We start from the raw sequence: 21044 nt of genomic DNA, 5'->3' as shown, positions 1-21044 counted from the left end.
ATTTAATCAACTGGAATTTAACTATGAAAATAAAAAAGATTAGCTATTTGATTGGGATGGCATTATTCACAGCATCGAGTTTCGCCGCCACAGAAGACCAAACAAGCCGTGATGTCATGACGGTTTGGAGTACGCCTCTTGCTGCTGATGCGAATGTCATTACACAATCGCAAATGCAACAATTAAATCGAACGAATGTTGCACAAGCCCTGAATACCATGCCAGGCGTTGTGATTCAAAAATCAGGTAATCGTAATGAAACTCAGGTGAATGTGCGTGGCTTCGACAGTCGCCAAATACCTGTTTTTTTCGATGGCATCCCAACCTACGTCCCCTATGATGGCACATTAGACCTCGGGCGTTTTATGACCAGTGAACTCGCAAGCGTCGAGTTATCCACGGGGTATACATCTCTGTTGCAAGGCCCAAACTTGATGGGGGGCGCGATAAACTTAACAACGGCAACACCGAAAAAACCTCTTGAAGTGAATATTAACCTGAATCAAGGTTTTGCTCGGGGTGCAGATAATGCACATAATATGAGTGCCCGCTTGGGTGGACGTAACGACCTTGGCTTTATTCAAGTCAGCGGTAGTCAATATCAGCAACGGTTTATGGGATTACCTCATTCCGCTGATAATAATCCGTTGGCGGGGAGCCATGGGAGACGCACTAACTCTGCAACTGATGATAAACGCCTAACGCTAAAGATGGGTTGGACACCACGTGAAACTGACGAATATGTGCTGACTTATTTAAAACAAGATGGTGATAAAAATAGTGCGCCAAGTGCAGATAATAAGAAACAACAAATTTGGCAATGGCCAGAATATAATAAAGAGAGTCTTTACTTTAATGGCACCACACAACTCACCAGTGATATTGCCTTACAAAGTCGACTCTATCACGATAAGTTCAAAAATACGCTGCACCAATATAAATCCGTTCAAGACTATAAAGACGGCAAGTACAACTACAGCCATTATGATGATTACAGTAATGGTATTGATATGCGAGTGGACTTTACGTTACGTGAATTAGACATGTTATCTTTTGCGGCGCATTGGAAAGAAGATACCCATCGCGCACGTAGCAATAAAGTCGTTCCTTATGACCGCTATCAAGATCAAACATGGTCAATCGCCACCGAATATCAATGGGTCGCAACGGATAAGCTCGATATTATTGGTGGGATAAGTTATGACTGGCGTCGCAGTGATGAAGGAAAACGTTATTTATACAATAACAAGAATGTAGTGACTGGCATTGAGAATTATGAAGATAACCACCAGCAGGCTTTTAACTGGGAATTCATGGCTCGTTACCACTTAGAAAATAGCGACACCGTCCAGCTCTCGGTTTCAGATCGGAGCCGTTTCCCAACACAAAAAGAGCGTTATACTAAAAACAAGATGAAAAATAATGACAGCTTCATCATTAACCCTCATCTTGATGCAGAACGCGCGCTGACCTTTGATGCCACTTATAAAGGCCATATCACACCAACTTGGTTTTATAATGCTAGCGCCTATTATAATCATGTCTCTGACGCCATTATGGCACACCATATGTATTATGATAGCGTGGCAGGTTCTGACGTATATCAAAATCGTAATAGCGGTAAAATTAACTATGCTGGTATTGATCTAGGCACTCATGGAGAAATCACCGATTGGATGAGTGTAGGCATAAATTACAGCTATATTCATGCAGATCCCAAACATAAAAGTGTGAAACATGTTGCGGAATTGCCAACACATAAAGCTTTTGCTTGGGTGCAATTTACCCCATATGAATCTCTCAGTATCACGGCAACAGAAGAAGCAAGAAGCTGGGCTTTTAATTATATTGATAAAGATGACAAAATTCACGGTTTTGCAAAAACAGATATTCGCATGGATTATGATCTAAATCATGGTTTATCTATAAATTTATCAATTAACAATTTGTTTGATAAATCATACCAATACACAAAAGGGTATATTGAAGAAGGGCGTAACTACTGGTTAGGTATTGAATACAACTATTAAATAAAATTAAATTAGGCGAGATATTCTCCCTCTCGCCTAATAATAAAAAAAAGCACTTATCATTTTTATTAAATTGACATTTTCAAAAACAATTTAATAATTAAGCAGTATCACTTAGGATTTCTCTCAATTAATCTCCTTTTTTAAGACCGCTAACTAACCAAAAGCCACATTTTAGAAATATATTGTTTTTTACACACAAAAAATGCACCTCAACAAAATATAAAACTAAAAAATAATAAAAAAACAAACCATAACTCCATTACATCACTTAGATCAATATATTTGATAGCAAGATACAAAAAAGCTCACTTCTATATACTTGAAGTTAATTCAATCCGTATTTAGACTATATGCATTAAAAATATTTATAAAAATATAAATTAATTAAATTTTTCTAAAAATTATAAACTGATTCAGTTGATTATAATAATTTCGCTGTTCTAGAGTTAGAATTAGAGAGAGCAAACCGTGTTTATGACAAATAACAAAGATTATCTGATTAACGATACATTTATCTTTGAGACAAGCAAAAGTATTGTTTTCTTAAAAGATGAAAGCGATAAATTTGTAGAGTTATCAAAGCCTGCATCACGCTTATTGAGTGAAATCATCACTCTTAATCAACGTGCAAAAATCGCCACAAGAGAAGAATTACTGACTAATGTTTGGGAGGAGTATGGCCTTGTAGGGTCAAACAATAATCTCAATACTTATGTTAGCGAGATAAGAAAAAAATTCGAACTCATCGGCTTAGATCCTAAATCTATCATCACTGTTCCTAAAAAAGGTTTTCGCTTTGATTGTGAGTCATTAGAAATAATCACTAATGAAAACAATTCTGACCTTTTACAGGAAGAAATGGTGGTTCACAATGACAACAACATTATTTTAAGTAAAAATAATTATATATTGTCAGACCCTTCCCCTCAGCAAAATATTGAGCATAGTCGCGAAGAATTGCTCACTAATCCCATTGATAGTCAGCCACCTGTGACTGAATATCCCCCAAGGAACACACAGCATCATGAACCATTAGAATTAACATTAACAGAACAAAAAGATACAAAAAAAATAAGAAAACAAAGTAAGTTAAAAAGTAGTTATATGGTAGTTGCTTTTATTGCTCTCTTCTCAGTTTCATTAACTTTTGCCTTTCATTTTATAACAAGCTCTAACGCGAGCATGAAAGAGAATGACTATATTACGGTCAGTGAGAGAGATAAATGTTTAATACAAGTTCCTGTTCATTTAGTGGAAAGTTCAACAAAAGATAGTATCGATTATGTCAACAAGAAACTCGATAAATACAATGTTAACTGCCAAGAACCTAAACGCGTTATCTTACTTTCAGAACTAAACACCATCCAACCTGTTGATAAAAACATATCCATTAGTATCTGTAAGGAAAAAAATACTCAATACGACTGCGTATCAATTAATGATCAGAGAATTTAAATGAAAAAATACATTTTATTGCTTTTATTTTCTTTCACTTTAGTGTTAATAACATCATTTGCCCTGCACACTGAGAGTGATGACGTAAATCTTTGTCACTCTGATATTCTCTGGATAAAAGATAACGGTACTGATGACGGGCTAATGCTAAAATCAAAAACAAGTATTCTGGTTACCAGTGATAATATGGGAAGAATGAATATGTATGGTTATGTCAAAGAGAATAATGTTTTCTATCGCCTTGATAGAGCGCTCTATTTTAATTACCAATCGATTGATAAAAAAAACAATTACTCTATTCGTTTTAAAACATTATCTATTACCAGCTCAGATAACGTCCCTCAAGCCCTCTTCGCTAACTTCATTCAATTAGAAGAAGAGAAAATAAATTATTACATTAATGTGACAAAAATGAATGATAATATTTATATTATTAAAGATGAAGCTTATTCATCGTTCACCTGTTATGCAGATAAATAAAAAAAAGCCTACTAACATTGCTGTTTTAAGTAGGCAAATCGCCAACATGGAAAACTATTCAAAACTGGTTGTGCGGTGGCTAATCAATGGCTATTAGAATTAAAAATAGCCACTTGAGGAATTCCATCTTCTGCAATTGTTCCTCTAAACATGCCTTTGGTATTAAATTGCATAATAAAGTTGCCATTTTTATCTATTGCGATAAGGCCCCCCGTTCCACCTAGGTTGCGCACCGTATTTAAGGTATTCATACCCGCTTCAGATAATGGGATGCCTTGGTATTGAATTTGTGCGGCGACATCATAAGCAGCCACAGAACGCATAAAAACTTCACCTAGCCCCGTTGTAGAGATCGCTATTGTCTTATTATCCGCATACGTGCCTGCACCAATAATGGGTGAATCGCCAATACGGCCATAATGTTTATTGGTACTACCGCCAGTCGATGTGGCGGAAGCTAAGTTCCCTCGAGTATCAATAGCCACAGCGCCTACCGTTCCATATTTGTAATCGTACATCAGCGGATCAACAAATAAAGCGGCATTCGCGCCTTTCTCATGATCGATTTTACGGCTAATTTCTTTGACTTTATTTAACTGTTCAACGCGTTGTTCAGTCATAAAATAAGTGGGATCTACAATATCAAGCCCTTCAGACTTAGCAAATTGTTCAGCGCCAACCCCGCCCATCATCACATAAGGCGTTTTAGTCATGACCTTGTAAGCTGCCATGATGGGGTTTTTAACATTCGACACCCCCGCGACAGCACCTGCTTTCCGAGTTCGCCCATCCATAATAGAAGCATCTAATTCCACTTTATTATCTGTCGTTAAAGAGGCTCCTTTACCTGCATTATAAAGTGGTGAGTCTTCCATGACGATCACCGCTGCCTGTACGGCATCAACACTGTCGCCGCCTTGAGCAAGGATACCGTATCCCGCTTGCAAAGCTTCTGTCAGTTTTTCTTCGTGCGCTTTTTTCTGCTCAATAGTAATATGTTGCTCTGTAATATCACCAGCCCCACCGTGGATCACTAGACGAAAGTTATTTACTGATGGAAATGAAGACGTTGAGAAAAAAAAAACAACATTGATATAAAATTAAATAGGTATTTCATTTAGCTGTCTCTACAAATAATATTCATCATTTCCGTTCAAACTAATCGATATCGTGTCAATACAAATATGACTGAATATAAAAGCCAACCTATATTGAAAATATTATGACACTAAATTAAATTTTAGTTGTACTTTTCGGTGTTGGCATTGCAAATTCATCTAAAACAGCCCATTCAATTTTATTACCACTTGGCGACACTTTTTTGGGTAACTTAAACCTTTGTTCTGATTTCGGAATCAATGGCTTGTATAATTCTTTACTATCCACAGGCACCGAATTTACTGAAACCTCATCAAATGCCATATAAATAGGTGAATTATTTGTCACAACAAGCTCATCACCATCAATTTTAAATTTAAGGTTACTGATTTCATTTTTTATCTCTAACTTCTCAAACGCTATTGGTCGATAGTAAATTTTTGTTGCCACAACATTGATAACTGATAATTCAGAGTTAACACCATCAGCGATAGTTGGCTTTGTAGTGGCAGGTATCAGTCTAAATTTAGCAATATAGAGACTCTCCCTATCCGCAGGTAGTTTAGCCGGATCGCCTGAAAACATCACACGCCAACTGTAGCTTTGCTTAGGCTCTAATTTAAATAAAGGTGGCGTAATAATAAAAGGAATTTCCTCCTTTTTTCCCGTAATTAGCTCATTCCCAATTTTTTCATCTAGCAGCTCCATTGAACCTTGAACTAAGTAGGATCTCTCCCCTTTATTACTAAGTTTAACCGAAGTACTTTTTTCTTTTTCTGTATAAGTATTTCGTAGCATCCTAAAAGTAATATCATCTTGAATATTACCAAAAGCAGAAAACACAGGTAATATCGGTAAAAAACATAAATATTTTAACAAAAATTTCATGGTACTCCTTTTATATTCCCAACCTTGTAAATATTCACAATATGATAATATGACTAAATTTTAGAGAATACCAATACTTCAACACGCCCTTTATATTTACCGGGAGCAACAGTGTCCTTTGAACACATAGCCCATCGGATATTTAAATTCATAGGAACCTGACTATCTGCTGATATTTGATTTAATGGTAAATCCGAGTTATCAAAAGGCAAAAGACCACTTGCCGCTGGTGCATTACAATCAATTGTCGGTGTTGCCGAACCATCTAAATAAGGTTTAGCCATTAACCAAGGACGATCTTTTACTTCACCAGCATCGGTTTTCGTTAACATCAATTTGGTGTTATTTGAAGCGTCAACCTCCCCCTCTCTTGGGATTGCAGACACAAATAATGGATTCCCGCCTTGCGTACAAGAAAACGTTATTTTTGAGTCCTCGTAGACGGCATTTTCTCGCCCCATCACTTTATTAATCACAGTATTTGTTGCATTTTTAATGTTACATGCGCGGACTATTTTGACTGATGTCCTAATATTTAACCCTATACTTCCAGTTGATACACTACCTACATCTGGAAACTGTGGGCTACTACCGTCAGCTCCTTGGGTTGACAGAAAAAATCGGGTTGGAACCATAACAAAATTACCTGGTCTAGGGGGCTTATTTAAGTAGACTTCTAACGGTTTACCCACAGAGAATGTAAGAGATTTACTCCCACCTTTCCCCATAACAACCGTTTGAGGTAGCCTGAAACAAATGTTGTAATGAGTTTTATAGCTTAACTCCAAAGGAGATTCTGATATGAGCCCACTGGGTGGAGTTTCAGTAAGATAGCCAGAATAGCTCGATTTAATGTTTGAAGGTGTGGGGTTTTTAGGTAAATCTAATTGTATATCATATTTGAGTGCCGGTACGACATAAGCAACTAATGAACTATCTTCAACATGCGTTAAACGTAAAGCAAATTTCTTGCCCTGCCCTAAGACTGTATTATTCTTAACAAAGTCATTAGCCAAATTACCAACCCGACAATCACTCTGAAATGTTGTTAGGGCGAGTATGAATTTGTCAGTACTCCACAAGGCATAGTTATGCTGATTTGTTGGTACGCCAATACTATGTGTTGTAGAGTAAATCGCTCGCTTAGGGGGGGTAAATGTTAAATTGGAGGGGCCTAATAACCGCGCATCGAGATAATAAGGTGTTCCCACTGGTAGTGAATCATCCAGATCAATAATACCCATTAGCTCAAGTGTCGCTGTACCAGCATTTAATTCATTAAATGCACTAGCTGAAGAAGAATATAAAACACTCGTCGATAATACTGAAATCAACATCGTTGATGATAAGTGACAAATAAATTTGTTAACCATACAGATTGCTCCTTGGATTAAACAGCTTGAAATAAAGAATATCAATACTCTTTCAAGCTATTTATCTAAATAAATATAAATTTAACGACAGTCAGCGATAATCGTACGTATTGGTTGAGAAGCCGTCGCTGGAATCTTATCTAGCCCAGAGAATGTAGCCACACAACGTTGGTCTTGGTTACTTCCCCAACTAATATTCAATTTCCCAGAATCCGGTAATCCGCTCATAAACAACTGGTTATTATCACCAACGATACCGGTATTATCTTCGGTCGCATTTTCTTCAACTAATGTTGCGATTGCACCAAACGGTACGCCATTTCCATTCGCCAGTCTTAAATTTAAGAGGGCTTGATAACCTAGTCGCGTATCAAATTTCACTTTTACAACCGCACCGGCAGCCGGATAAACTGTTTTGGTCGTTTCTTTTAGCATCACATCGTCAGGTAAAGAGTTCACGTCCATAGTGATGATATTTGCATTATAGGGTGATACATATGGGTACAATGCATAGCCTTGACCATTAATTTTTGAGTTTTGGTTACTTGTTTTAGCGCCTGTTGCACCAGGCGCTTCAATAATCGCCACGCTGTCACCCATACTACGACCTAAAAGGATACCGCCGCTATGGATTAAAGCGCCTCCGTTAATACTCCCATTGATTGTTTTACTGCCCGGTGAATAACTGTATCCACCTGAGAATGATGCCAACGATCCCGAATAACCCGTATAAATAGAGCCCGTATTTCCTTCGCCTTTATTCCCATATCCTTGAGAAATCCCATAAGATAATTCACCATCCAATAAAGCACCACTCACCCCGACTTGCTGGCTGATACGACCGTTATTATCCTGCCGATATGAATAGGTGCTGTATATATTTTCAGCCACTTCACTATTCGAGAAAATACTAAATGGAATATCAACATTAATGGTTATCTGTCTATTTTCCGGCCATGTTTGGGAATCTTTTACACGGTCAATCGTGTAGTTAACTGAGTAGTTAATTTTCTTAAATGAACCGTTGTAACCAACAGCAAGCTGCTTAACTTGACGATTCGTTTCCCAGTAATCATAGATACTGCCGGATAGATAAATACTGCCGTATTCAGCTAAAGATTGACGTAGTGCGGTCGTAAAGCTACTGCGCTGGCGCTGGTTTAGCCAAGGTGCCACATTGTCTTTAAGTTGATAGTTATAGCTGTTAAAATCCGCAAAACTAAAGTAAGAACGGGTCGAATAACGTAATGCTGTCAAGTCTACCGAGGTTCCGGTGCTCGTCATACTTTTAGAGTAACGAATACGGAAGGATTGACCTGAGCGAGTCCCTAAATCGCCTTCCATTCCTGCTGTTGCATGCGTAATATCCGCAGATAAAGCACCGAATGAACCCAGAGATATCCCCATCCCTGCAGCAGCAGAAAAATAACTTTTTGCCATTAATAACCCGCCATAAAGGGTATTATTATTTGACAAGCCATAGATAAACGAACCTAAAAAGAAATCAGATTGCCTTGAGTGCTTAGTATAGCCACCGTCATATCGACCAACCGTGGTTTCGTATTTATAACCACCAGGTCGCAACATCACAGGAAGTGAAGAGAACGCCACAGTAAAGACTTTCTCTGTGCCATTTTCTTCAGTGACTGTAACATCCAAGTCTCCTGCATTACCCGTTGCATACAAATCTTTAATAACGAAAGCACCCGGTGATACATACGTTTGATATACAATATGACCATTCTGACGAATGGTTACCTGAGCATTCGATTGTGCGATCCCTCGCACTTCTGGGGCAAACCCCCGCATACTGCTTGGCAGCATCTGTTCATCAGAAGCAATTGTCATCCCTTTGAGTGGAACAGAGTCAAATACGTCAGAGCCCGATGAAAGCTCACCAATAGAAATCGTTGAACGAATGGCATGTACTGCCCGCATCAAATAAGTATTAGAAAAATGAGTTTGTCCGCTATTTCCTGAAGATTTAGAATGGTTCACACTTGAACGTAGACGCCAAGGCCCTGCATTTAATCTTAACTGTGAACTTAGAAAATAACTTTCATTTTTTTTCGTTCCACTGTGTCCTGATGAACTACGAGTAGTACTACCACTCGCAAAATAGTTCATAAATAGCGCGGGGATACCATTATCCAATAAACTTGGATCAATATATCCTTCGACTTTATTCGTCATTGCTATCTGAGGAATTGACACTAATAACTCTAAGTTAGGGATATTAGCAACAACACTTGCCTCTGGGATATAAGCTTTAAGATCCAAGATTGGTGTGTCTGGCGCTAATGAACTCATTGAAGATATAGCTTTAACATTAACCCCCCAATCTTCCAATATTGCAGGGGTTAATTCAGGAACAATGACGCCCTTATGGTTAGCTTTAAAATTGACCTTTTTATCACCTAGCCTATTTCTATTCACCTGCACGTTGATATGGTATTCACCCGGAGGAACACTATTCGTGGCAGTAAATTGAGAGAGGTCTACCTGAGATGCATCAACCCCTAACTGGCTCTCTAACATATTAGGGTCGAAGTAGTCATCACCATATGAATATAGAGAGAAAATAATCAGTGAAGACAATACGCTAATTTTAAATATTTTGTTTTCCATTCCACTAACCTTAATTTATCTCTACAATATCATTAGTAATCGCTTGAAATCGTATAAATTTAATAATCGAAATAGTGAACATGAATTCAATTAAAAATTAAATTTATCCGTAATTGAGCCGTAATCCGTTACAAAACGCCAACTACCTTTAACACTATTAGTATTAGCAACAAACCTATCTAAACCATATGTGTTAAAAGGTGGTATCATTATTTTTTCCTGTATCTTTTTCCCATTTAAAGAAAAATCAACAATCGTCATATAATAGGGTGTCGGGTTATTTAACTGCCATTTATTATTTGCTTTTTCGATGACCACTTTTCTATAATCAGATATTTTGGGAGCAGAAATCCCTTCAGGTCGATAATAAACTTTAATCACTATTGCAGTAACGAAAACGACACTCATATTAGATTCATTTTCATTTTTTTTATCGACGGGGGGGATCGCTCTCATCTTTAAAAAGAATATGGATTCTTTATCTTTAGGTAATTGTAAGACATTATTTTTTCTGACTCTCATTGAATATTCGCTTCTCGGTTCAGAGCGAAATAATGGAGGAACAACGATAAAATTATCTATCTGCTTACCATCTACCGCATCTAATACTGTCGCCTGTACCAACAACGCACCATCAGTATCATTCTTCAGTTGCACGATCTGACTATTATCTTGAGCAGAAAAAATAACTCGGCTTTGATTTAAAGAAATACCATCAGCAAATAATGGAGATACAAAAAATATGCTGATTATTACTATAATTTTCTGTAACATCCTATACTCACTTAATCTGACACATAGGTTAAAGTAAATGTTGCTTTAAATGCACCAATATTGGCGTCATTCGAACAATCACTCATTCCGTCCTTACACATTAAATAGGCATAATATTGCTTACTCATTTTATTTTCTGAAATATTATCCCAAATTGTTTTTTTTGTTGTATTGAAAAAAACATCATCAGATTGCATTGCATTCTCTTTCTCAGAAATTCTGATAGCAAAAGTTTTTCTTCCAGCATCGTCTAGATAGCCGTTATTCTCAGCCACAAAATTCCCGTCAATCGTTATATAGTTTTTATCGAAATTTGTACTTCTACAATCAGATAAATTAATAGAAAAAGGTAATTTTAGTTTTCCACTTGCAGAATCAGATTTCAATTTAGCTAAAGCAACATTACCAAAATCGACGATGTTATTAGATGTACCTACGACTTGAATATTGCAGGTATTTTTAGGCACCGTTAAGTTAAATTCAAAAGTTTGAGACCCTTTGGTGGGGGCTGCTACGCTATAATTAATAAAAAGCGTACTTGCTATTAACGTTAGAAAACCACTATATTTAAATAAATTCATCTTAAATTTCCTTTATTATGGTTGTTCTAGCACAATATCAACCGCTGAAAGTAAAGGACCCGGCACTAATGAATTAGCAGCATCTAATTTAACAACTGCAACTTCAAAATTACGTAAGCTTTCGCCATTTGCCTTTACAGTAAACGGAACAAGTCCACCGCTGTTAATATCAACTATCTGACAGTTTTGTTTACTCTCATCACAGTGATATAAAACAAAGGCACCATTAGTGACATTATTAGTTGGGTAAATTTTATTATTCTGAGTAACAGATGTCCCTGTTCCCAAACTAATCACCATATTGTATGGCGCGCCAGCATTTCCTGACAAATCAAAACTATCACACGTGTATTTTAACTCAAATGGTTGAACATGTGTTTTATCATCTAACTCAGATTTTACTGAATTCGTTTGAATAGCCATTGGAAATTCTACTGTCATTGACGATGCAGAAACAGCGCATGACCCTTTTATAATATTTCCCTTAACTTCAAATTTTGTCTCTGCATGTATCACTGATACTGTAGAAAAAAATGCAGCAACCAATAAAATCGAATGACGTAGTTTTGAATTTTTAACGTATATTGCCACTGTATTTATCCTCGCCACCTAAATCGTTAATAGCAACCCATGTAGCAATACCGCTTTTAGCTCCAGGTACTAAATAATTAAATGAACTAAACGGAGCTATCATTGTATTATTTTTTTGTAAGCTTAATTCAATCTTAGTTTTACCTACATTCAACTTACTAAGTGAGATATAGTAAGGTGAATTATTTTCTACCACTACGCCTGAAGGCGTCGACTTTACAATTAATCCCTTGCGTGCATCTTCAGGAGATATTGTCAAATTTTTAGGTCGGTAAAATAATTTAATAATTGTGTTGTAACCAATATTAATACCAGCCCCTTCGATTGGCCCGTTTGTTGATGGGATCATTGTAGCCGTAAAGTAAAACACAGTTTCTCTATCTTGAGGTAAGCTATGCGGCTGCATATAAATTCTAATATCCTGGCTTGTTCCCTTATCAATTTTCACCAATGGAGGCGATAAGCTAAATGGTGTTGCACTTTTATCGCTAATATTGGCTGATTTAATAACATTAAACTTAGCTAAATAATTAATACTAGAATTATTCCTAGCACTAACTGAAATACTCTGCTCACCTTGATTATAGATTAATCTTGTTGAGTTTAAGCCTACTCCACCAGTTCCATTAGTCGCTGCCGCTACTTGTGTTGCAACAGTCGTTAAAACAAACATTAAAAGTAAAATTAAATGTAATTTTGAGGCCATAATAGAATTCAATCGATTACTTGTTAGTTTTAATGTTTGCATTATCGAATCACACTCATATCCAGTTTTAGTAAAGAAGAGGCTTAAGACTAAGCCTCTTATCAAATTAATTGCTAACTATTTATTAGTTATAAGAAACAGTGAAAGTTACTGGTACGTTCAATGTATCTGGAGCAACATTAAGTTGAGTCAGGATTAATTTTGCAGCAACAGGAATAGTAGTAGAACCATTAGCAGCTACATCACCAGAGAATTTCAGCGCTGTATCAGCATTAGGAACAATTGGAGTATTAGCTGATTCTAAAGAAACAGCTAATGATTTAGCGCCTAAATCAGCAAAATATTCTGGGTATAGAAGTGAAGTTTTACCTTCTGCACGTACGAATACATCAGCATCAGTCTGAGCTGCTTTAGAACAGTTAGTCAATACTAGGTCAAAGTTTTTAGTTGCACCTAATTGATCTTTAACTTGTTTACCTGAAGTTTGGTCAACAGTAAAAACACCCCAATCAATAACTGAACCTTCAGTCGTTGAAGCTACATCACAAGATGCTGCACGTAGTTGTGCTTTGAAGTTTACAGTTGTACCTTTTTTACCAACTTCATCTGCTGCAAGTGCAGAACCAGCTACCATTGAGCTTGCTAATACCGCTAGAACTGCTAATTTTTTGTTGAATAACATTTTAAATACCTCTGTATTTATATCATGTAGTAGTGAAAGACACATTGTTGTCAATGTTCAAATTTAAATTCATTACATCCTTGTAGATCCTTTCCTAATAATGTTGAATATAAATTTGAATAAACGTTCGTTAGCCTAAAAGCTAACGTTTTAGGGTAAAAATTCCTTTTAATCCCTTTTTTGAAAATCAAATTACTAATACTAAAACAATCTGATTATAAAAAAAGACACTAACATTTCCCTTTATGCACTTGTAAATATACGTATTACGTGATGATGATATTTATATACACTTTACCTTTTAAAGGGTTATATCAATATCAATAAACCGATAAGGTTTATCTAAAATTGAGATAGCTAAAAGTACTATTTCTATACATGAATAGTATATTGACCTTCTAGCTAACATAATTAGTTAATTCATTAACCATTTTTTTTGTACAGATAAATCCCAATAATGGAAAGATCTCTTATATTAGGAATATCTTTTATATGTAAATACACTAGAATCTATAGTAAGTATTCATCTTCCTTCCTAGAATCTTCTTTCCTAGTTTTATAGACCAGCGCAGCAATATAATAACCATTTTATATATGAGGGAGATATTTCGAATATCCTCCCGACTGATTTCAATATTACCCAATCAATATTCTTTGTCAAAAAAACACATAAAAAGGATTACAAACAAAATTTAAATCCAAAACATAAAAACAAAGCAAGATTATAAACCAACAAAAGTGAAAAAATATTTTTTGCCGAAAAAATAATTAGAGTAATTTACATTTATAGAATAAAAAAATTTATAAATATTTTGATCTATGTCAATTTATTTAAAGTTATTTCATTATAAATAAAACTATATACAACGACATTCCCATTAAAAAAATCCAAAATGCAGGCTAATAAAAGAATTTAAGACGACAGAAATACTTGAATTTTAGAATATAAAACTATACGGAAAAATTTAGGTCAGAAAACTCTTAATTAACATTTAACCTAAAACATAACATTTGTTTATTTTTTATAGCATAAGTTGTGGCATATCAGATTAGGCATGACAGAGGGGGATTTAACTTTCTTAATAAGAAATCAATAAGTTAATTAGCATTCACACCACAAAACTTATTTTATTCACACTCTTTCGATTTTCAAATTCTCAATATACGCGTCAGAAAAACAACACGTGGTAAGGAATAACGCTTAATCACCAAATATTCATATTTTATTATATTCCATGTTATTAACTTGCTATCGCGATATAAATGGCCATGTATAAAGCCTAATACCCAATGAATACTTTGCACTTAAGCGAATACAAGTGTTTTTTCTCGTATTAGAGCACGAGCTAAAATGAAACAGCGATAATGAGATTTTCACCCTCTCAAATGACAGAATGGGTGATAAAAATGTGGTTTTACGGAAGCTCATACCCGTTACTATTTTAAAACTAACGGGTTCAGGTACGCACTCGAAGATATAATTGTTAAAAGGATGACAACAGTGGAGGGGATTGAAGAATAATGTATGGTGATGGTACAGAAATAAATGATGTAAAAGATGAGAAGAGTCTCAGAGGAAAATAGCAAGATGAGAAAAAGTCGTATGCGCAATCATAAAAATAAGCTAAAGATGACTGAAACAAACTCATGTAGGTAAGGGTAATGCATGGGTCGTTATTGCTTTACTCGGTTGTTGTAAAATAATCAAAGAATGATGTCAAACCCAATACATCACCATAAAATAACTTTATGGAACGAGTTAATCGCATATTTCGCTGTCAATTTTAAATACCGATTGTTCAAACTCATTAAGCTAAATAAGAAAAGCAGCTTGGTTTTGGCTACAAGATGATAACCAAAACCAAACACGCTAACATTTCACTCATTTCCCTCAGAGAATGTTTCGTGAACGCTTAGAGAACACTGAATTGAAGCATTTCAATAATAGGGAAATAGACAATAGCCACAAATGATTATGGTACAACCATAACTAATGTAATGCGCCCGCTGAATTTGCCCGGTTTGACTTCGCCATGAGTGATTAATGTTGACTCAGTAAAGACAGGCGTTTCCATATTGGCCTGCATGTTATAAACCACTCCAGCTGATGCTGGTGAGCCATTTAAGGTAATATGCGATTTTAATGAACCATCGGGACGTAAATTAACGTAGTCGCCGTCCATGTTAGACATAATTTTAATGGCCATATCTTTGTTGCACATTACCGAAAACCAACTATTTTTTTGATTACCATTCAACTCATCCGGATTTAATGCCCCGTGATCTAAGACTAACTGTTGATTATTGATATATTTAAATGCGCATTTTCCTGCTGGTGGCGGTACAATCCCACAGACACCACCAGGTAGCATCGTTGCTCCCCCTTTTTTGTCTGTTGTCGCAACAAATATACCGACACACTCTTCTGTTGTTATGGGCCCACTATGGCGAGTTTTACCGCTTTTTGGAAATGCTAAACCACATTGAGATTGGGCATCCCTAATAATTTCGGCCATCGAGGTATAATTAATAAAATTTATTGAGCAAGACCAGTCAATACGACTCGCCGTTCCCCCTTTTGAAGGGGCTGCATGTAAGTGGTTAATCGAGAAATAACACCCTCTCGCATTGCTACCTAATATCGTTTTGCACGGATTAGGCTCATAAGGAGAACTTACCTTCCAATTTTCAATCACATAATGGTAGGTATTTTCGGTTTTACTATGACTTTCAACCTCTTCTACATACGAAAAATAAGTTGATGCATAAACCATTGCTGAAGAAGAAAGTGCTAGTAATAGCCCGACTCCAAAATTAGCAATTATCTTGAACATAACTCTCTTCCCATAAAACAAGTTAGTGATAAAAATAAGGCATGACTTAGGATGTAAAATGGTTTATCTGCCTATTCGTATTGTATTAAAAATGTTGCAGCGGCCGAAAAACGACCAGGTTTAATTGATTTATTGTTGATGGCGTCTTGGCTTGCCTTTAAAAAGGTATTGAATTTCAACTCATTGCGGCCATTTTTTTCAATTAGTATTAAATCAGTATTTTCATTAAGCAATACAGGTTTCCCATCAACCGTCTCAAAGCCAATGCCTAAGCCAGGATTTGTATCACTACCATCAAGTGATAAAAAACCTGCTAACTGGTGATGTGGAGTACCAATAAATTTAACTTTTAATTTTTGCGCAATACTTAAATCACATTCAGAAATAACCAGTATTAACTCTTTCTTGGAGAACTCAAAACCACGCTCATAGATATCTAATAGCCTGATATCACCAAAATTAATTTCAACATTCTTATCTTCAGGGGCGATAGTACAAGGAGCATTCACTAAAGTGCCTTTTACTTTAAGATCATTCGCCAGAGAAAATGCGGACCAACTACTCATGAAGATAATACAGGTATAAGCTAGCCATTTTTTCAACATTACTGATACTCCACAACTAATGAACCATTAGCAATAAAGTTACCTGTAGCAAGTTCATTGTTTCCATTACGAATTAACACCGCCCACAATACCCCTGGTGAGCTAGGATTAATTAAATATTTTTTACCGAGTTCCAATTCTTGATCTGCTAATTGAAATTTCACTGCTAAATTATCAATACCAGTATTTAATCCATTAATATCGAACTTACTTTTCACGCCATTAAGCGTTAAGTACATTGCCCAGTTATTTTTGTTTTCACCACACTCAATTTGGTAATTAACCTGTCGTTTTTGCTCTTTTCCTTGAATCGACTTAACGGGCACATTACCAAAATCAACTTCGATTTCTTTACCGTTATCAATCTTGCAGGGTGGAGGTGTGATCAAATTACCTTTAATGCGTATATCTGCTTCGCCATCTTTTGCGGTCGCATGGTGAGACACAATGAATAGGCAGAGTACGGCATACACTAATTCTTTTACCTTTTGCATATATTTCGCCCTTATTGGTATTCAACTTTAAGCGTTGCATTGGCTGTAAATTTACGTGCAGGCAAATTGACACCACTTTGTTTTACCAAAACAGCAAATAATTTAGGCGGAGTATCTAAATTAAAAGGGCGTTTTTTCTTAATAGGTAAGTCTTCCGTACCCGCTTTAAACAGCACCGCTAAACCATCAACATCTGTCTTTAAAGAACGTTGGTCAAAAGTGGAAGGGGTACCATCAACAAACAACGTTAAATTCGGCTTTCCACCACCAACACAACTCACTTCATACTCTAAAGGTTGCTTATAGAGGTCGCCTTCGATACGTGTCGTCATAACATCACCAAAGTCAACCTCAATGGCGCGTCCATTATTAATTGAACAGGGTTTTGCTAAAACTTCACCTCTCACTTCCACAAATAAATACCCTGAAAAACCTAAGGTATAAGGCGTATGGAAAATAAGCCCTAGCAGTAATAACCGTGTAAAATATTTAATAGACATCATCATGTTATAACCTTATTTTCTAGGTACCACAGAGCATTGACTAGCATTACAAGTAAATTTCAAATCAACGGTGCCACCAAAGTCATTAAGATAAACCAGGGTCGGGGACATCCCAATATCGCCAGCGCTACTGCCTAATGCCATTTCTCCCTTAGGGGGAACCATAATCGGTTCAAATTTATCAACATCGCTATTTCCTTTTTTCAATCGGGTAATAGACATAAAGAATGGAGAAGGGTTTTTCACTACATAGTTTTGGCCTTGCTTAACAATTTTTATCTCATTCTCTTGAGGAATAATTTCCATTCTTTCTTTTTTAACAATGTCTTTCGGACGATAAAAAAGTTTAATTTTTGTTTGTAAGGCAATTTGCAAAACATTAGGTTTATCGCTACGAGGAGGTATTTCTCTAACGTTCAAGTAATAGACACTTTCACGGTCTTGGGGCAACTGTGAAATAGCGGGTACCGATTGTACTTTAATCTGACTTTTCGCATCGGCTTCAATACGATGTACAGGAGGTGTCACAATGAAAGGAGAATTCACCTTCTCGTCTTTTTCATTCTCAATCCATGCTTGTGCTAAATAAGGGTTATTTTTATTTTCATTTGTTAAAACAATGCTGACAGATTTTTCTCCCTCATTATAGATAACACGAGTTCTATCCAATGCAATTGCTGAATAAGCAGATTGTACAAATAATGACGCACTTATTGCAGTTAATATCGGTATAATTTTTGATAAATACATATTTTCACCATTGACCGTAAAATCTATTTTTCATTATTTACATGGCAACAACATAACATTTGCCATGGTTCCATCTATTTTTTCGGGTAATTGAATATGGCAGCGAGTATCGTCTCCCCAAAGAACGTCAAGTGACTCAAGAGGATTAATACCTGCTAAGTATACAAACCCTTTATCAGATACAATCCCAACTTCCTTATTGGATTTGTTGGTTACCGATGCCCCAAAAGGAGGGTAACTATTATCAGCTAATGTAATGGTCGCTAATATTTTTTGACCTTCTATCACATTAAATTTTCGGTAACCAATTGCGCCTTCCGTTAATGTTGCATACTGAGTTGACTGCACCGCTTCTGCATTATCAGGCAATTTATCTAAATCAATTTTTAGGTTGTTACGGTTATAATCCATCACACTGGTAATAACGGCTTTACCGTATTTATTTGTTCTTACCGGCGTAACAGAATTATGTATTGGAACACCTTCAATCCCATTGGTATCAATTAAAATACGTGAACCACCACTTACTGAGTTGTTTCTATGCAATGCTCCACCTTCAGGAGTGATTGTCATCCCTCCCTTAATTTGCATAGATAGTGCACTTTGTTCATCTTGAATATAAGTACCACTCGCATTTAATTGCGCCGCATCCCCCTCGTAAGTATACATACCTGAAGTGGTGAGCTTATCTTTATCCCATGTTCCCGCGGAAATGTTATAACTTTGCCTGTTATCAATTCGACTAAAGTAGTTAACATTATTACTGTGCGTACCTCTGGAATAAGAGCCAGAATAACTGATACTCGAATCGTTATTTTCTAATGGAATATTTAAGTTAACGTACACACCATCATCAGTCGTTTCACGACTTTTAGTTCGATAAGCAGTCAAACTTAAACTGACGTTTTTCATCTTACCAATATCGAAATAATTAGATACCGTCATGTTATATTGATTCGATGAAGGACGGTTCCAATAAGTTTGGTGTGAATAGTTTAAATACAGGTTCGTGTTGTAGTCAGGAAGCGCTGTACCAAAAATAATGGTATACAGCTCTTTACCGCTATCTATCGTATCGCCGTTATAACGACGATCAATAAACTGAGGCATGCTCATATAGTTTCTTTCAGAAAAGCGGTAACCAGCAAACGTAATTTGGCTATTAATTTCATCGAACTGTTTGGAATAGGTAATGTTATAAGAGTTACCACTTAACGTACGATTATTATCAATATTGCCCATTTGCGCCCGAGAGATATTGATGTTACCCGATAACACACCAAACGGCGCAAAGTCACGACCAAAACCAATCGCTACGTTTTGATATTCTGAAGAAGCTAATAAGCCACCATAAATTGTTGTATTATTTGTCGCCCCCCAAGATAACGAGCCTAAACTAAACTCAGGGCCTTGCGTATTATGTTCGTCTTTGGTCGGTTTTCCCAAGACGAATTGATAAATAAGTTGTCCTGGGCGAGTCAAAGTCCCCAGTTTTGATGTTTCCACTTTATAGCTCGTGACACTTCCATCCTGCTCTTGAATAGTCACATCCATGGTACCGCCACCAAACGAGTTAACGTCTTGGATACGGAATGGCCCAGGACTCACTTCTGTTTGATAAATAATACGGCCATCTTGTTTAACGATAACGGTGGCGTTAGTTTTTGCTACCCCTGCTATTTCAGGTGCATAACCCTGTAAGCGAGGCGGGAACATTGATTCATCCGTTTCTAAACTCACCCCGAGATAGCGAAAACTATCAAACAAGGTTGAGGATAGATATTGTTCACCGAGAGTTAAACGAGCACTGAGTGAACGAATTGCACGGTAAGCATAGAGTTGGTTCCAAGCCCATGATTGGCTACGTTTATTGAGCTCTCCGTTTTGTGATTGCCAATCTGCTCTGAAACGCCATGGTCCGATATTGGCGCCCATAGTCCCTGTTGCAGTGATACCTGTTTGCGTTCCCTTCCCATTGCCTTTTTGCTCTTTGACCAAACGACCCGTTGCGTTATAGTCAAGAAAAGCGCCTAAAATACCATCATCCCAGCGAGTAGGGGGATCCCAGCTTGCATCTTGGTACTCCATATATGCTTGCGGTATTTTAATTTTTAACGTGTTTTTAGCTAAATCCCCCTGAAAACTCATTTCAGGGATGCTACGAATATCTAAACATTGCCCATCTTTCAGCCATTGAATTTTATTTTCCCACTCCTCTTTCAACCCTAGCAGTGGATATATTTCTGGCGTAATACAAGCCAAAGAGACTTTCTTATCATAATTAGGATTAAAAAAAATGACTGGCTGTTCAGCAATTATTTTTGTGTTATTAACTTCAAAATCTAAAGAATAATCACCAGGGGGAACATAATTGGCATGAGAAAACTTACTGAAATCTATATTTTCAGTTCCCTCACCATCTAGAAAATCCGTATTAAAGTCGATAGCCTCTTCAGACCAAACTATCGTTGGAATTAGCATCAAAAGCATTATTTTAGTTATTACATTTAATCTCATGCTTTTCATTTAACTAACCCACTAATAAAAATAAATAAAATAAGGTCATCAA

General features: G+C 36.4%; 18 protein-coding genes. 3 read left to right on the top strand and 15 right to left on the bottom strand.

Annotated features, from left to right (window positions below; genetic code table 11):
- Positions 1–23: 23 nt before the first annotated feature.
- The 3 genes from P2E05_RS02025 (at position 24) to P2E05_RS02015 (ending at position 3968) form a co-directional block, all read left to right on the top strand.
- On the top strand, positions 24–2030 hold the full coding sequence (locus P2E05_RS02025; RefSeq protein ID WP_163860591.1) for a TonB-dependent receptor plug domain-containing protein: 2007 nt from the start codon (positions 24–26) through the stop codon (positions 2028–2030).
- A gap of 477 nt (positions 2031–2507) precedes the next feature.
- On the top strand, positions 2508–3488 hold the full coding sequence (locus P2E05_RS02020) for a winged helix-turn-helix domain-containing protein (RefSeq protein WP_154621983.1): 981 nt from the start codon (positions 2508–2510) through the stop codon (positions 3486–3488).
- Positions 3489–3968 (top strand): FidL-like protein, encoded by a 480-nt coding sequence (locus tag P2E05_RS02015; protein ID WP_154635631.1) that lies wholly within the window; start codon positions 3489–3491, stop codon positions 3966–3968. It abuts the gene before it with no gap.
- An 83-nt stretch (positions 3969–4051) separates the two neighbouring features.
- Here P2E05_RS02015 and P2E05_RS02010 read toward each other — a convergent pair whose 3' ends face one another.
- The 15 genes from P2E05_RS02010 to P2E05_RS01940 form a co-directional block, all read right to left on the bottom strand.
- Positions 4052–5062 carry an isoaspartyl peptidase/L-asparaginase family protein gene (locus P2E05_RS02010; protein WP_269724003.1) on the bottom strand — a complete coding sequence of 337 codons (1011 nt, stop codon included), beginning with the start codon at positions 5060–5062 and terminating at the stop codon, positions 4052–4054.
- A gap of 139 nt (positions 5063–5201) precedes the next feature.
- Positions 5202–5954: a fimbrial biogenesis chaperone gene (locus P2E05_RS02005; RefSeq protein WP_276122990.1), complete on the bottom strand. Its 753-nt coding sequence runs from the start codon at positions 5952–5954 to the stop codon at positions 5202–5204.
- A gap of 53 nt (positions 5955–6007) precedes the next feature.
- Positions 6008–7327 carry a hypothetical protein gene (locus P2E05_RS02000; protein WP_276122989.1) on the bottom strand — a complete coding sequence of 440 codons (1320 nt, stop codon included), beginning with the start codon at positions 7325–7327 and terminating at the stop codon, positions 6008–6010.
- 81 nt (positions 7328–7408) lie between these two features.
- Positions 7409–9955 (bottom strand): fimbria/pilus outer membrane usher protein, encoded by a 2547-nt coding sequence (locus P2E05_RS01995; protein ID WP_276122988.1) that lies wholly within the window; start codon positions 9953–9955, stop codon positions 7409–7411.
- Positions 9956–10045: 90 nt separating this feature from the next.
- Positions 10046–10729 carry a fimbrial biogenesis chaperone gene (locus tag P2E05_RS01990; protein ID WP_272687537.1) on the bottom strand — a complete coding sequence of 228 codons (684 nt, stop codon included), beginning with the start codon at positions 10727–10729 and terminating at the stop codon, positions 10046–10048.
- An 11-nt stretch (positions 10730–10740) separates the two neighbouring features.
- Complete coding sequence (locus tag P2E05_RS01985) at positions 10741–11310, bottom strand: fimbrial protein (protein WP_276122987.1); 570 nt, start codon at positions 11308–11310, stop codon at positions 10741–10743.
- Positions 11311–11325: 15 nt separating this feature from the next.
- Positions 11326–11901: a hypothetical protein gene (locus tag P2E05_RS01980; RefSeq protein ID WP_269723412.1), complete on the bottom strand. Its 576-nt coding sequence runs from the start codon at positions 11899–11901 to the stop codon at positions 11326–11328.
- Positions 11885–12649 carry a fimbrial biogenesis chaperone gene (locus P2E05_RS01975; RefSeq protein ID WP_154623082.1) on the bottom strand — a complete coding sequence of 255 codons (765 nt, stop codon included), beginning with the start codon at positions 12647–12649 and terminating at the stop codon, positions 11885–11887. The genes P2E05_RS01980 and P2E05_RS01975 overlap by 17 nt, the downstream gene beginning before the upstream one ends.
- Before the next feature lie 82 nt (positions 12650–12731).
- The gene (locus P2E05_RS01970; RefSeq protein WP_269723413.1) at positions 12732–13289 is read right to left on the bottom strand and encodes a fimbrial protein; all 558 of its coding nucleotides are present in this window, start codon (positions 13287–13289) and stop codon (positions 12732–12734) included.
- A gap of 1973 nt (positions 13290–15262) precedes the next feature.
- Positions 15263–16123 (bottom strand): hypothetical protein, encoded by an 861-nt coding sequence (locus P2E05_RS01965; protein ID WP_272687532.1) that lies wholly within the window; start codon positions 16121–16123, stop codon positions 15263–15265.
- A 71-nt stretch (positions 16124–16194) separates the two neighbouring features.
- On the bottom strand, positions 16195–16728 hold the full coding sequence (locus P2E05_RS01960; protein ID WP_163860580.1) for a fimbrial protein: 534 nt from the start codon (positions 16726–16728) through the stop codon (positions 16195–16197).
- The gene (locus tag P2E05_RS01955; protein WP_154623778.1) at positions 16728–17222 is read right to left on the bottom strand and encodes a fimbrial protein; all 495 of its coding nucleotides are present in this window, start codon (positions 17220–17222) and stop codon (positions 16728–16730) included. Before P2E05_RS01955 ends, P2E05_RS01960 begins: the two co-directional genes overlap by 1 nt.
- An 11-nt stretch (positions 17223–17233) precedes the next feature.
- Positions 17234–17728, bottom strand: a complete 495-nt coding sequence (locus P2E05_RS01950; RefSeq protein ID WP_230085856.1) for a fimbrial protein — start codon at positions 17726–17728, stop codon at positions 17234–17236.
- Between the two features lie 9 nt (positions 17729–17737).
- A complete protein-coding gene (locus tag P2E05_RS01945; RefSeq protein ID WP_154623777.1) occupies positions 17738–18475 on the bottom strand; it encodes a fimbria/pilus periplasmic chaperone in 738 nt (245 codons plus the stop codon).
- A gap of 33 nt (positions 18476–18508) precedes the next feature.
- Positions 18509–21001 carry a fimbria/pilus outer membrane usher protein gene (locus tag P2E05_RS01940; protein WP_269723417.1) on the bottom strand — a complete coding sequence of 831 codons (2493 nt, stop codon included), beginning with the start codon at positions 20999–21001 and terminating at the stop codon, positions 18509–18511.
- Positions 21002–21044: the final 43 nt, after the last annotated feature.

It is taken from the genome of Providencia stuartii (assembly GCF_029277985.1).
Classification (GTDB): domain Bacteria; phylum Pseudomonadota; class Gammaproteobacteria; order Enterobacterales; family Enterobacteriaceae; genus Providencia; species Providencia zhejiangensis.
This window is presented reverse-complemented; position numbering and strand designations above follow the sequence as displayed.

Coding starts and splice junctions, on each gene's coding strand:
- P2E05_RS02025 (WP_163860591.1), top strand. CDS start 24: ATGAAAATAAAAAAGATTAGCTATTTGATTGGGATGGCATTATTCACA.
- P2E05_RS02020 (WP_154621983.1), top strand. CDS start 2,508: ATGACAAATAACAAAGATTATCTGATTAACGATACATTTATCTTTGAG.
- P2E05_RS02015 (WP_154635631.1), top strand. CDS start 3,489: ATGAAAAAATACATTTTATTGCTTTTATTTTCTTTCACTTTAGTGTTA.
- P2E05_RS02005 (WP_276122990.1), bottom strand. CDS start 5,954: ATGAAATTTTTGTTAAAATATTTATGTTTTTTACCGATATTACCTGTG.
- P2E05_RS02000 (WP_276122989.1), bottom strand. CDS start 7,327: ATGGTTAACAAATTTATTTGTCACTTATCATCAACGATGTTGATTTCA.
- P2E05_RS01995 (WP_276122988.1), bottom strand. CDS start 9,955: ATGGAAAACAAAATATTTAAAATTAGCGTATTGTCTTCACTGATTATT.
- P2E05_RS01990 (WP_272687537.1), bottom strand. CDS start 10,729: ATGTTACAGAAAATTATAGTAATAATCAGCATATTTTTTGTATCTCCA.
- P2E05_RS01985 (WP_276122987.1), bottom strand. CDS start 11,310: ATGAATTTATTTAAATATAGTGGTTTTCTAACGTTAATAGCAAGTACG.
- P2E05_RS01975 (WP_154623082.1), bottom strand. CDS start 12,649: ATGCAAACATTAAAACTAACAAGTAATCGATTGAATTCTATTATGGCC.
- P2E05_RS01970 (WP_269723413.1), bottom strand. CDS start 13,289: ATGTTATTCAACAAAAAATTAGCAGTTCTAGCGGTATTAGCAAGCTCA.
- P2E05_RS01965 (WP_272687532.1), bottom strand. CDS start 16,123: ATGTTCAAGATAATTGCTAATTTTGGAGTCGGGCTATTACTAGCACTT.
- P2E05_RS01960 (WP_163860580.1), bottom strand. CDS start 16,728: ATGTTGAAAAAATGGCTAGCTTATACCTGTATTATCTTCATGAGTAGT.
- P2E05_RS01955 (WP_154623778.1), bottom strand. CDS start 17,222: ATGCAAAAGGTAAAAGAATTAGTGTATGCCGTACTCTGCCTATTCATT.
- P2E05_RS01950 (WP_230085856.1), bottom strand. CDS start 17,728: ATGATGATGTCTATTAAATATTTTACACGGTTATTACTGCTAGGGCTT.
- P2E05_RS01945 (WP_154623777.1), bottom strand. CDS start 18,475: ATGTATTTATCAAAAATTATACCGATATTAACTGCAATAAGTGCGTCA.
- P2E05_RS01940 (WP_269723417.1), bottom strand. CDS start 21,001: ATGAAAAGCATGAGATTAAATGTAATAACTAAAATAATGCTTTTGATG.